The sequence below is a fragment of the Kocuria sp. APC 4018 genome (assembly GCF_030407675.1).
GTDB classification, from domain to species: domain Bacteria; phylum Actinomycetota; class Actinomycetes; order Actinomycetales; family Micrococcaceae; genus Kocuria; species Kocuria rhizophila.
In genome coordinates this window covers 14843-27269 of sequence record NZ_JASDCY010000011.1, presented here as the reverse complement: position 1 = coordinate 27269, position 12427 = coordinate 14843, and the positions used below count along the sequence as shown (strand labels likewise).

At 70.8% G+C, this 12427-nt stretch carries 9 protein-coding genes and 1 riboswitch; of the genes, 8 read left to right on the top strand and 1 reads right to left on the bottom strand.

Going from position 1 to position 12427, the window contains the following annotated elements; all coding sequences use genetic code 11:
* Positions 1-115 precede the first annotated feature (115 nt).
* The 8 genes from QL985_RS03555 (at position 116) to QL985_RS03520 (ending at position 10777) form a co-directional block, all read left to right on the top strand.
* The gene (locus tag QL985_RS03555) at positions 116-1591 is read left to right on the top strand and encodes an NAD-dependent succinate-semialdehyde dehydrogenase (RefSeq protein ID WP_208546760.1); all 1476 of its coding nucleotides are present in this window, start codon (positions 116-118) and stop codon (positions 1589-1591) included.
* An 85-nt stretch (positions 1592-1676) separates the two neighbouring features.
* Entirely contained in the window at positions 1677-3020 is a 1344-nt protein-coding gene (gene gabT, locus QL985_RS03550; protein WP_259921766.1) for a 4-aminobutyrate--2-oxoglutarate transaminase, read from the top strand.
* Positions 3021-3325: 305 nt separating this feature from the next.
* Positions 3326-4795: an amino acid permease gene (locus tag QL985_RS03545; RefSeq protein WP_208546751.1), complete on the top strand. Its 1470-nt coding sequence runs from the start codon at positions 3326-3328 to the stop codon at positions 4793-4795.
* Positions 4796-4830: 35 nt separating this feature from the next.
* Positions 4831-6423 carry an amidase gene (locus tag QL985_RS03540; protein WP_208546749.1) on the top strand — a complete coding sequence of 531 codons (1593 nt, stop codon included), beginning with the start codon at positions 4831-4833 and terminating at the stop codon, positions 6421-6423.
* Between the two features lie 273 nt (positions 6424-6696).
* Positions 6697-8331: a phosphoglucomutase (alpha-D-glucose-1,6-bisphosphate-dependent) gene (pgm, locus tag QL985_RS03535; RefSeq protein WP_144802741.1), complete on the top strand. Its 1635-nt coding sequence runs from the start codon at positions 6697-6699 to the stop codon at positions 8329-8331.
* A 148-nt stretch (positions 8332-8479) separates the two neighbouring features.
* A riboswitch (SAM riboswitch) is annotated at positions 8480-8595 on the top strand.
* A gap of 11 nt (positions 8596-8606) precedes the next feature.
* On the top strand, positions 8607-8969 hold the full coding sequence (locus tag QL985_RS03530; protein ID WP_144802744.1) for a hypothetical protein: 363 nt from the start codon (positions 8607-8609) through the stop codon (positions 8967-8969).
* Positions 8970-9134: 165 nt separating this feature from the next.
* A complete protein-coding gene (locus tag QL985_RS03525; protein ID WP_208546747.1) occupies positions 9135-9452 on the top strand; it encodes a YrhK family protein in 318 nt (105 codons plus the stop codon).
* A 224-nt stretch (positions 9453-9676) separates the two neighbouring features.
* Positions 9677-10777, top strand: a complete 1101-nt coding sequence (locus tag QL985_RS03520; RefSeq protein ID WP_208546745.1) for a peptidoglycan bridge formation glycyltransferase FemA/FemB family protein — start codon at positions 9677-9679, stop codon at positions 10775-10777.
* 21 nt (positions 10778-10798) lie between these two features.
* Here QL985_RS03520 and QL985_RS03515 read toward each other — a convergent pair whose 3' ends face one another.
* Positions 10799-12334: a sulfatase-like hydrolase/transferase gene (locus QL985_RS03515; protein WP_209199465.1), complete on the bottom strand. Its 1536-nt coding sequence runs from the start codon at positions 12332-12334 to the stop codon at positions 10799-10801.
* Between the last annotated feature and the right edge of the window lie 93 nt (positions 12335-12427).

The following is a 12427-nucleotide window of genomic DNA, read 5'->3' as shown; positions in this document are numbered from 1 at the left end:
GACAATGGACGGTTCGAGCCCGGAGCCCCTTGCGCCCGGGCATACGATGATCGCAGACAGCCCTGTCCCCAGAACCCAGAGTCCGCAGCGCACCCGAGCGCGTGAAAGGAATCAGATGAGCATCCACGACAAGGTTTCCGCCGTCCTCGAGGCCACGCCCAAGGGTCTGCTGATCAACGGCGAGTGGCGCGATGCGTCGGACGGCGGCACGTTCGACGTCGAGAACCCGGCAACCGGGGAGATCCTGGCCACGCTCGCCTCCGCCACCGAGGAGGACTCGCGCGCGGCCATGGACGCCGCCGCGAACGCCCAGGAGTCCTGGGCCCGCACGAGCACCCGCGAGCGCTCCGAAATCCTGCGCCGCGCCTTCGACCTGGTCCAGGAGCACAAGGAGGACCTCGCGCTGCTGATGACCCTGGAGATGGGCAAGCCGCTGAAGGAGGCCCAGGGCGAGGTGGTCTACGGCGGCGAGTTCCTGCGCTGGTTCTCCGAGGAGGCGGTGCGCCACTACGGCCGCTACGCGTCCACGCCCGAGGGCAACCTCAAGATGTTCGTGTCCCACAAGCCCGTGGGCCCGTGCCTGCTGATCACCCCGTGGAACTTCCCGCTGGCCATGGCCACCCGCAAGGTGGCCCCCGCGGTGGCCGCGGGCTGCACCATGATCCTCAAGCCCGCACGCCTGACCCCGCTGACCTCGCAGTTCTTCGCCAAACTCATGATCGAGGCGGGGATCCCCGCGGGCGTGCTGAACGTGGTGTCCTCCAAGTCCGCGTCCAACGTCTCGGACCCGATCATGGCGGACCCGCGCCTGCGCAAGGTGTCCTTCACGGGCTCCACGCCCGTGGGCAAGCAGCTCATGAAGACGGCCACGGACCACGTGCTGCGCACCTCCATGGAGCTGGGCGGCAACGGCCCGTTCATCGTGTTCGAGGACGCGGACCTGGACAAGGCCGTGGAGGGCGCCATGGCCGCGAAGATGCGCAACATGGGCGAGGCCTGCACCGCCGCCAACCGCTTCCTGGTGCACGAGTCCGTGGCCGAGGAGTTCTCGCAGAAGTTCGCGGCCAAGCTCAAGGCGCTCAAGCCCGGCGACGGCCTGGACGAGGACTCCACCGTGGGCCCCATGGTGGAGAAGAAGGCCCTGGACTCGGTCACCGAGTTCGTCCAGGACGCGCTCGAGAAGGGCGCGAGCGCCGTCGTGGGCGGCAAGCCCGTGGACGGGCCCGGCTACTTCTTCGAGCCCACCCTGCTCACCGGCGTGACCGAGGACTGCCGCGTGTTCCAGGAGGAGATCTTCGGTCCCGTGGCGCCCGTGATCACCTTCACGGACGAGGACGACGCCGTGCGCCTGGCCAACACGACCGAGTACGGCCTGGCCTCCTACGTGTTCACCGAGGACATTTCCCGTGCGCTGCGCATCGGCGAGCGCATTGAGTACGGCCTGCTGGGCCTGAACGTGGGCGTGATCTCCAACGCGGCGGCACCGTTCGGCGGCGTGAAGGAGTCCGGCGTGGGCCGCGAGGGCGGCGCCGAGGGCATCGCCGAGTACACCACCGTGCAGTACATGGGCATGCCCTCCCCCTGGGCCTGATCCCGCACCTGACACCGCGGGCCCGATCCGCCCGCACCGCATCCCGCGGCGCAGCACCGCGCACAGCATGAAAGGACCATCTGAGATGGCAGAGATCGAGTACCGGCTCCCGCAGAAGCGCGAGCTGGTGACCAGCATTCCCGGGCCCAAGTCCCAGGCGCTCGCCGAGCGCCGCGCACAGACCGTTGCCGCCGGCGTCGCCTCCTCCCTGCCCGTCTTCGCGGACGAGCTGGACGGCGGCGTGATCAAGGACGTGGACGGCAACCAGATGGTGGACCTGGGCTCCGGCATCGCCGTGACGTCCGTGGGTGCCTCCGCCCCCAAGGTGGTGGCGCGCGTCCAGGACGCGGTGGCCAAGTTCACCCACACGTGCTTCATGGTCACCCCGTACGAGGACTACGTGGCCGTGGGCGAGAAGATGGCGCAGCTGACCCCCGGGTCCTTCGACAAGCGCACCGCGCTGTTCACGTCGGGCTCCGAGGCCGTGGAGAACGCCGTGAAGATCGCGCGCGTGCACACCAAGCGCCAGGCCGTGGTGGTGTTCGACCACGCCTACCACGGGCGCACCAACCTCACCATGGCCATGACCGCCAAGGTGATGCCGTACAAGCAGGGCTTCGGGCCGTTCGCCAACGAGGTCTACCGCGTGCCCATGTCCTACCCGTTGCGCGACCCCGAGGGCATGACGGGCGCGGAGGCCGCCAAGCGCGCGCTCACCATGGTCGAGAAGCAGGTGGGCGCGGAGAACGTGGCCGCCGTGGTCATCGAGCCCATCCAGGGCGAGGGCGGCTTCATCGTCCCCGCCGAGGGCTTCCTGCCCGCACTGTCCTCGTGGTGCCGTGAGAACGGCGCCGTGTTCGTTGCGGACGAGGTCCAGGCCGGCATTGCGCGTACCGGCGCGTGGTTCGCGTCCGAGCACGAGGGCGTGGAGCCGGACCTCGTGACCTTCGCCAAGGGCATTGCCGGCGGCATGCCGCTGTCCGGCGTGGTGGGCCGCGCCGAGATCATGGACGCCGTGCACCCCGGCGGCCTGGGCGGAACCTACGGCGGCAACCCCGTGGCGTGCGCCGCGGCCCTCGGCGCGCTGGAGACCATCGAGGAGTGGGGTCTCGTGGAGCGCGCGCGGGAGATCGAAAAGGTCGTCCGTGAGGAGCTGGGCTCCGTGGCGGAGTCCTCCCCCGTGGTGGGAGACCTCCGCGGCCGCGGCGCGATGATCGCGCTCGAGTTCGTGAAGCCCGGCACCACGGACCCGAACCCGGACGCCGCCAAGCAGATCGCCGCGCGCTGCCTCGCGCAGGGCGTCGCAATCCTCACGTGCGGCACGTACGGCAACATCGTGCGCCTGCTCCCGCCGCTGGTCATCGACATGGACCTGCTGCGCGACGCCCTCGGCGTGTTCGCCGGGGCCATCCAGGAGGCCGGCGCCTGAGCCTGCTGATCTGACGCCACGTGCACCGCGGGCGGCCACCGGTTCTCCGGTGGCCGCCCGTTCGCGTGCCACTCGCTTGCCCGGCACGACGACGCCGCGCTGCTGGGACCTGCTGCGGCACCGCGCCCGGTCCGGCACCGTTCCACGGGGGCCGGCCCGGACCTGCGGCAACGGCGCAGATCCACCCGTGCGCCGCACGGCGTACGACGACGCCGCCCGCGCCTCTCGTGTGGTAGAACTCACCTATCCGCACCCAGACCCGGCCGTTCTGCGGGCCCCGTTTCCAGCAGTCGAGAGGACCAGCCATGAGCACCGGCAAGGCACCACAGGGACCAGCACCGGCCGGCAGCTCTGCCGCCGCGGGCGGGGACTCCCCCGAGATCACCCACAAGGCGCTGCGCTCGCGCCACGTCACCATGATCACGCTGGGCGGGATCATTGGAGCCAGCCTGTTCGTGGGCTCCGGCAACGTGATCCGCATGGTAGGTCCCGCCGCGGTGCTCTCCTACCTGCTGGGCGGGCTGCTCGTGTTCCTGGCCATGCGGATGCTCGGGGAGATGGCGGCGTCGCGCCCCGCCGTGGGCTCGTTCATGGAGTACGCGCGCGTGGGCCTGGGCGACTGGGCCGGGTACTTCGTGGGCTGGCTCTACTGGTACTTCTGGGTGGGTGTGATCGCGTTCGAGGCCGTGGTGGGCGGGTCGCTGCTCGCGGGGTGGTTCCCGGCCATGCCCGTGTGGCTGGGCTCCGTGATCCTGCTGCTGATCTTCACCGCCACCAACCTGATCTCCGTGCGCTCGTTCGGGGAGGTCGAGTTCTGGCTCGCCAGCGTCAAGGTGGCGGTGATCGTCGCGTTCCTGGCCGTGGGCACGCTGTTCGCGTTCGGGCTCTGGCCGGGCGCGGACTTCTCGATCCCCAACCTGTGGCAGCACGGCGGCTTCGCACCGCAGGGCGGCTGGGCCGTGATCTCGGGCGTGGCAGTGGTGATCTTCTCCTACTTCGGCACGGAGATCGCCGTGATGGCGGCCGCGGAGTCCGAGGACCCCGCCAAGGGCATCCGCCAGGCCACCGTGACCGTGGTGTGGCGCATCCTGATCTTCTTCGTGGGATCCATCCTGCTGATCGTGACCATCGTGCCCTGGAATGAACTCCCGGACCCGGACGTGCAGGCACCGTTCGTGTACGTCTTCGACCTCTTCGGCGTCCCCGGCGCGGAGATGATCATGAGCATCGTCATCTTCACCGCAGTGTGCTCCGTGCTGAACTCCGGACTGTATTCCGCAGCGCGCATGTTCTCCGCTCTCGCGGGCGAGGGCCTGGCTCCGCGCATCGTGGCACGGAAGTCCAAGAACGGCGTCCCCGTGGTGGCCGTGCTCGCCTCCACCCTGGGCGGCTATGCGGCGGTGTTCGTGAACTTCCTGGCCCCGGAGTCCGGGATCTTCGACTTCATCATGAACTCGGCGGGTCTCGTGGCCCTGTTCGTGTACGTGTTCGTGGCGATCACCCAGATGAAGCTGCGCTCTCAGATGAGCCCCGAGGAGCGCGCGAACCTGAAGCTCAAGATGTGGCTGCACCCGTGGCTCGGCATCCTGGTGATCGTGGCCGTCGCGGGGATCGTGGTGGTCATGCTGGTCGCGGACGATGCAAGCCGCACCCAGGTGTGGACGAGCCTCGTGGCCGTCGCCGTGCTCGCCGTGTTCTGGCCGCTCGTGCGCCGCAACCTGCGACGCCGCCGGGCAGCCGACACCGCGGCTCCCGCCGCGACGCCCACGGCCTGATCCGCCACCGCCCACCGACCGCCCGAGAGGATCCCGTGGCGCACTTCCCCACCCTGACCGAGACCGTGGCCGCCCTGCGCCACGGCGAGACCACGAGTGAAGCCCTGACCACCGCGGCACTGGATCGCATCGATGCCCTGAACAATCACCTCGGGGCGTTCGTGCACGTTGAGCGGGAGGCCGCTCTGACCTCGGCGCGCGACGCGGACCAGCGGCTGCGCTGCGGGGGCCTCCTCGACGACCCTCGGGCACCGGAATCCGAGCAGTCCGGCGGAGCCACCCGGCACGGCGGAACGCGTCCCTCCGCGGTCCCATCCCGGGGCCGCGCGGAAGCGGCCGTCCTGCGCGGCGTCCCCCTGTCCCTGAAGGACGGGCACGACGTCGCCGGGATGCCCACCTCCTGGGGCTCGCTGACCGCGCGCGGGGAGGACGGAAGCATCCCGCGGGCGGAACGCTCGGACGAGCTCGCCGCCACCCTGCAGGACAGCGGAGCCGTGCTGCTCGGCAAGACCCAGGTGCCCGAGTTCCTGCTCAACTGCTACTCCGAGAACCGGGCATACCCTCCAGCGCGCAACCCCTTTGCCCTGGACTGCTCGGCGGGCGGCTCCTCCGGTGGCCAGGCCGCCGCCGTGGCCGCCGGCATCCTCCCCGCGGCCATCGGCTCGGACGGCGGCGGTTCCGTGCGGATCCCCGCTGCGGCATGCGGGCTCATCGGGCTCAAACCGAACCGGGGCAGGGTGCCCAGCAGCGATGCGCTGTCCAACGTCGGGCAGCTGGGGGTCAACGGACCCATCACCCGCACCGCCGCGGACGCCGCCCTGCTCCTGGACGTGCTGTGTCACACACCGGGCCACGAGCGGATCGACCGGCCCGTGGTGGCCGCGCCCGAAGCGTCGTTCTCGCGGGTCGTGGAACGTGCTCGGCAGGGCGATGCGCCGTGGGGTGAGCGGTCCCTGCGCATCGGGGTGAGCACGGCCTCTCCGTTCGACGGCACGTACGAGATCACGGTGTCCCCCGAGGCACGGGCCGCGCTGGACGAGGGGATCCGCGCGCTCGGAGCACTGGGCCACACCGTGGAGGACGCGGACGTTCTCTACGACCCCTCCTACCCCGAGGCCTTCTCGCGGCTCTGGACCACGGCCATGGGTCAGCTGCCCCTCGATGGCACCGAGCACCTGCTCACCGGGCTGGCCCGCTCGTTCCGCGAGCGCGCCCTGTCCCGCAGCGCGGTGGAGCTCGCGGACGCCTTCGCCGTGCTGCGCGGGATCGAGGCGGACCTGATCCGCCAGTTCTCCCGGTTCGACATGATCCTCACGCCGGCCCTGGCCATGCCGCCACGGCCCGTGGGCTGGTTCCACGAGGGCTTCGACATCGCGGATCCGGCGGGCGCGGACCAGGACTACAGGCGCCAGTGCCAGTACACGCCGTGGACCTCGGTGGTGAACGTGATCGGGCTGCCCGCGATCACGGTGCCCACCACGTGGCGCACCCCCGAGACCGGCGAATACCCGGGTCCGGTGCCCATGGGCGTCCAGCTCGTGGGGCGCGCGTCCGGTGAGGCGCAGCTGCTCGCCCTGGCCGCCCAGCTGGACCCGCCCACCACGCCGCACGCGCACCTCGTCGCCTGAGCGCACCTGCCCACGGAGGGCCGCAGCCCGGTCCAGCGCCCCCCACCGGGCTGCTGACGGCCCACCGGTCCTGGGCTCCGCGGGCAGACCGACGGTTCGGCCCGGTCTGCGCAAGGGCTCGTGGAGTCCACGCCGCGCCGTCTCCCCGCGGGCAGCGGCGGTTCGGCGCGGGAGGTGGCCGCGCGGCGTCGTCGTCCGCCGGGGCAGGGCCGGGGCCCGAAACCGAGCGGCGCACGGCCTGACGGGGCGCGCTTTCGGGACTAGGTTGGTGGCATGACCAACCGTGCGGGCACCGTTGCCCAACCCAGTGACCTCGTGGACATCGACGACCTCGTGGCGGCGTACTTCGACCGCACGCCGGATGCCGGGAACCCGGACCAGCGGGTGGCGTTCGGAACCTCCGGGCACCGCGGTTCCTCGCTGAAGACCTCGTTCAACGAGGACCACATCGCCGCGATCACGCAGGCGATCGTGGAGTACCGCGCCGGGCAGGGCATCACCGGTCCGCTGTTCATGGGCAAGGACACCCACGCGCTGTCCGGGCCCGCGCAGGACACCGCGCTGCAGGTGCTCGCCGCCAACGGCGTGCGCACCCTGCTGGACTCCCGGGGCGGCTTCACCCCCACCCCGGCGCTGTCCCACGCGATCCTCACGTACAACGCGTCCGGGCCCAAGGACCGCGCGGACGGGATCGTGATCACCCCGTCCCACAACCCGCCCACGGACGGCGGCTTCAAGTACAACCCCCCGCACGGCGGCCCCGCGGACACGGACGCCACCGGATGGATCGCGGACCGCGCCAACGAGCTGATCGAGGCGGGCCTGGAGGGCGTGCGGCGCGTGTCCCTGGAGGAGGCGAAGGCCGCGGAGACCACCGGCACGTTCGACTTCCTGGACAGCTACGTGTCCGCGCTGCCGGAGATCATCGACCTGGACGCCATCAAGGCTGCGGGGGTGCGCATCGGTGCGGACCCCATGGGCTCGGCGTCGGTGGCGTACTGGCAGGAGATCGGCGAGCGCTTCGGGCTGAACCTGGAAGTGGTGAACCCCACCGTGGACCCGCAGTGGGCGTTCATGACCCTGGACTGGGACGAGAAGATCCGCATGGACTGCTCCTCCCCCTCGGCCATGGCCTCTCTGATCGGGGCCCGGGACAAGTACGACATCGCCACGGGCAACGACGCGGACAGCGACCGCCACGGCATCGTGACCCCGGATGCCGGGCTCATGAACCCCAACCACTACCTCGCGGTGGCCATCGACTACCTCTACCGCACGCGCGATGGCTGGCGCGGTGACGCCGGGGTGGGCAAGACCCTGGTGTCCTCCTCGATCATCGACCGCGTGGCGCAGTCCCTGGGTCGCCGCCTGGACGAGGTGCCCGTGGGCTTCAAGTGGTTCGTGCCGGGTCTGCTGGACGGCTCCATCGGCTTCGGCGGGGAGGAGTCCGCCGGTGCCTCGTTCCTGCGCAGGGACGGCTCCGTGTGGACCACGGACAAGGACGGCATCATCCTGGCGCTGCTCGCCGCGGAGATGACCGCCACCACGGGCAAGACCCCCTCCCAGCGCTACCGCGAGCTCACCGAGCAGTTCGGGGATCCCGTGTACCAGCGCATCGACGCCCCGGCGAACCGCGAGCAGAAGGCGGCGCTGAAGAAGCTCTCCGCCGAGCAGGTCACCGCGGACACCCTGGCCGGTGAGCCCATCACCGCCAAGCTCACGGAGGCCCCCGGCAACGGTGCGGCGATCGGCGGGCTCAAGGTCACCACGGAGAACGCGTGGTTCGCGGCCCGCCCCTCCGGCACGGAGGACGTCTACAAGATCTACGCGGAGTCCTTCAAGGGCGAGGAGCACCTCAAGCAGGTGCAGCAGGAGGCCAAGGCTCTCGTGGACTCGGTCATCGGCTGAGGGCCGTGGTGCGGGGCTCCCGCACCGGCCTGCTGCGCAGGGGCCGCCGAGCGGTACGGGGTTCTCCCGTGCTGCTCGGCGGCCCCTCGTCGTGACCGAACGGCGCAGACGCTTGTGCGTGTCGGAGCGCTGTACTGTGATGTTCCCGGATCAAGAAGCCCGACCATCAGCCCTCCGGCTGGTCGGCTGGCAACCGGTTGTTCGCACCCGGTGCCCCCGGAGGAAGATCCGCCGCCCGGCACCCGCCGCGCGGAAGTCTGCGAAAGGTCACCATCATGAGCAACTCCGCTCCCACTCCCGAACACCCGTGCGTCCACGCGGCGGGAGACTCCGCCTGCCGGAGCTACCACCCGGGGCACAACGCGCACTACATCCAGTCCCGCCTGGCCATCGAGAGCCAGGACCGGTGGGTCCAGGTGGAGCTCGGCGCGCCGCACGGGAACACGGTGCAGGCCGCCTTCCCAGACGGCAGCACCCGGACCTGGTGGTGCCACGACCCCGCGCTGCTGGAGCGCTTCCACACGCTGCAGCACAGCGGGGCCGCGGCGTCGTTCGATCCCGGGACGTCGCTCGCCACCGTGCCGAGTGCTCAGGGCGGGCTCGCCCTGCTGCACCCGGCGGTGGTCGAGGGGCAGTGACGCCCTGGGCATGAGATGGGGACGACACCGGCGGCGAGCACGCCGCGTGCTGAGCCGCCGGCTCCTCCCGTAGGCTGGTCGGCCGGTGGTGCGCGCCGCAGGCGTGACCCACCGGCCGTTCCCGCCGGCCCGCCCGGTCTGCGCCTTCGTGAAAGGAACCGAGCAGTGACTCCCTCCGCCAGCGCCACCTCCGACTCCCTGTCCAGGGCCGCCAAGCCGATCGAGGTCCGTGTGGGGCACCGCGAGCTGGTCATCCGTGGCCGGTACGAGACCCTGTCGATCGTCAACGACATCCTGATCGGCCTGATCTTCCTGGTGGGTTCGATCCTCTTCTTTCAGGACGCCACCGTCTACGCCGGGACGTGGCTGTTCGTGCTGGGCAGCGCACTCATGCTGGTTCGACCCAGCATCCGGATCACCCGGCGGGTGCACCTGCAGCGCATCTCCCCGGAACTAGCTCCGGAGGACTCGCGCGACTTCTGACCCGCCGCGCGGACCCTCCCGGGATCCGAACGGCCGGCGGGGCATGGCATGGCATGGACACGTTCCACGGGCTGCTGCCGCTGGACACGCCGTCGTCACATGGGAACACGCCGCACGGGTGCTGTTGCGGGACGGCGAGGTTGGCTATCTAATGAGGATCGACCCCCGCGACCCCAGGACGATCCCTCGCAGCGGGGGCAGACACTCAAGGATGAGCACCCCGCATGAGGCACACCCACGCCCAACCGGACCCCCGCACACTTCTCGGCCCGTCCAGCGTGCTGCAGGCCGAGCCCTGGCAGCACTTCCAGGCCGGTCTCTCGCGCCGCACTCACACTCTTGACGGGGCCGGGTGGCACGCGCTTGTCATCGAGGAGCGCTCCCGGGCCGGGGTGGTCTGGTACGCCCCGTACGGCCCGGTCCTGGCGCACCCCGAGGTTCTGCCGGAGGCGCTGCGCGAGCTGCGCTCCGCGGCACGCGAGCACTCGGTGGCGTGGTTGCGGGTGGAGCCACAGGTGCCGTCCCCGGTGGGCACGCCCTTCGCGGCAGCCGTGCAGCGGCAGAACGCCACGGCGCCCTCCCTCGGGGCGGGTCTGCGTCGGCTCGGCGCACGGCCGGCCCCTCGGGACATCCAGCCCGCGTACACGCGCTGGGTGGACCTGTCCCGCGAGCCGCAGGAGATCCTGTCCGCCATGACGGGCACCAACCGCAACCTGTGGCGGCGCCACCGGGACAAGGGCATTACCCTGGCCTCGGACTCCCACCCGGACGCCGCCGAGGCGGTGATCGAGCTGCAGCACCGCACCGCCGGGCGCAAGGGGTTCACGGCCCACAGCGAGGACTACCTCCGCACCGCCGCCCGCAGCCTGGGCGCCACGGGCAACTCCACGGCCTACACGAGCTCCGTGGACGGCACCGTGGTCAGCGCACTGCTGACCTACGACTCCCCCACCACCCGGATCTTCGCCCATTCCGGCATGGACGCGAGCATGCGCAAGCTGCGCCCCAACCAGCCGCTCATCGCCCAGGCGCTGCTCGACGCCGCCGAGCAGGGTCTCGCGATCGGCGACCTCTTCGGGATCGCCCCGTTGAGCGACCCCGCGCACCCGTGGACCGGGTTCAGCGCGTTCAAACGCTCCTTCGGCGGTGCGGACGTGGCACTGGGCGGCACGTGGGACGTGCCCGTCAGTCTCCCCCGCTACACGGCCTACCGCGCCGCCCGCCGCGCCCGGGACGAGGCTGGCTCTGCGCGCACGCGCGCTCGGGAGACGACCGGCCGCATCCGTGCCGGGCTGACCGGCGGGAAGCAGGCGGGTGGGAAGTAGCCTCCCGGAGAGGTCAGGGGGTCATCCCACCGGGTTCTCGGGGTCCCACGCCCGGGAGTAGAAGTCCGCGGAGCGCGAGTCCAGCAGCTGCTGGTACTCCTCCGGGTCCATGGCCTGCGCCGAACCCTGGGGAGGCTCCTGCTGCCGGACGGACACACCCAGGCCCGCGGCGCCGTCGTGCACAGACAGACCCGCCGCCTCCAGGAGGGTGGGGTACATGCTGAGCTGGTCCGCGCCGGCCCGCAGGGGCTGCTCGGCGGTCTCGCCCGGGATCCACACGCGGTTGAACACGGTGCGGTTGGGGTGGTGGTCCAGCTGCTCGTGGAAGGCGTCCCCGGCGCTCATGTGCTTGAGGTGGTCGCCCATGATCACCACGGAGGTGTCCTCCAGGTAGCCCTGGGCCTTCATGTGCTCCACGAAACCGGCCACCTGGGTCATGGAACACGCGAACACGGAGGTCACCTGGTTCTGGGTGTCAACATCGCAGGAGTCGTAGATGTGGACGGGTTCGTGGGTGTCCAGGGTCAGCATGGACAGGTTGAACGGTTGGCCCGTGCGCTCGGACTCGGCGTGCAGGCGGTCCACCTCGTCCTTGGCGTGGGCCATGAGCCGCTCGTCGCTCAGGCCCCAGTCGCTGCGGAAGTTCTCCGCGGGCTCGCCCGCCGCACGCCAGTCCTCCAGACCCTTGTCCTCGGTGTAGCCGTGGCTTCGCAGGAACGTGTCCTTGCCCGCGAAGGAGGAGTTGGCCCCGCCCAGGAACGTGTTGGTGTACCCGTGGTTCTGCAGCACGTCCCCCAGGCAGGTCACGCCGCCCAGGTACTGCTCCTGCCCGGCGCCGATGTCCGTGGAGCTCGCGTCACCCGACTCCTTGAGAGGGATCCCGCACTGCGTGGAGGCGATCCCGGCCATGGTCCAGCCACCGCCCTCGTACTGCTGGAAGTCCTCGACGCTGCGCCACCCGTCCTCGGGCCGGGTGACGTCCTCGAGCGGGGCGAAGGCGTTCTTCTCGAACAGCTGGTCGTCCGCGAGCGTGGCCTCCCCGGACTCCAGGTAGATGACCACCAGGTTGCGCTTGTCCGCGTCACTCGTGATGGTGGGCTGGACGTACGTGGAGCCGATGTCGTGAGGGGACTTCACGGCCTTGACGTACTGGGGCAGGTCCACCGCGGACGCGAAGCTCGTGCTCCCGGCCACGAACACCGCCGCCACGGTCACGGCGGAGGCGGAGCGCACGACGCCGCGGGGCGGCCGGGTGCCGTGCTCGCGTCGTGCTCTGCGCAGCCACACCCGGCGCGCGAGGGCGATGCCCACGGTGACCAGGACGGGAAGTACCCCGATGACCAGCACGGAGATCCACACCACGGACCCGCCGCCACCGTCCGTCTGCACGGACATCAGGTTCATGCGCATCTGCCCCACCGAGATCTGGCCCCAGTAGTGCCGGATGATCCCGCCCGCCGCGAGCAGGGTCAGTCCCAGCCAGATCAGGCCGTAGCAGAGCCCGCGGCCCGTCCAGCGGCCCACTCGCCTGCCCACGCGCAGAAAACCCTCGGACATGTCTGGACCTCGTGTTCCTGGATCATCCGGTGCCAGCCCGCACCGCCGCGGCCCGGGCATGGTGTGCCGCCGCGTTCGCGTTCGTGTTTCTTC

What these genes read in the sequence shown, in the direction of transcription:
- QL985_RS03515 (WP_209199465.1), bottom strand. Translation starts at nt 12,334, where the DNA reads ATGTCCGAGGGTTTTCTGCGCGTGGGCAGGCGAGTGGGCCGCTGGACG.
- gabT (WP_259921766.1), top strand. Translation starts at nt 1,677, where the DNA reads ATGGCAGAGATCGAGTACCGGCTCCCGCAGAAGCGCGAGCTGGTGACC.
- QL985_RS03530 (WP_144802744.1), top strand. Translation starts at nt 8,607, where the DNA reads ATGAGCAACTCCGCTCCCACTCCCGAACACCCGTGCGTCCACGCGGCG.
- QL985_RS03545 (WP_208546751.1), top strand. Translation starts at nt 3,326, where the DNA reads ATGAGCACCGGCAAGGCACCACAGGGACCAGCACCGGCCGGCAGCTCT.
- QL985_RS03555 (WP_208546760.1), top strand. Translation starts at nt 116, where the DNA reads ATGAGCATCCACGACAAGGTTTCCGCCGTCCTCGAGGCCACGCCCAAG.
- QL985_RS03520 (WP_208546745.1), top strand. Translation starts at nt 9,677, where the DNA reads ATGAGGCACACCCACGCCCAACCGGACCCCCGCACACTTCTCGGCCCG.
- pgm (WP_144802741.1), top strand. Translation starts at nt 6,697, where the DNA reads ATGACCAACCGTGCGGGCACCGTTGCCCAACCCAGTGACCTCGTGGAC.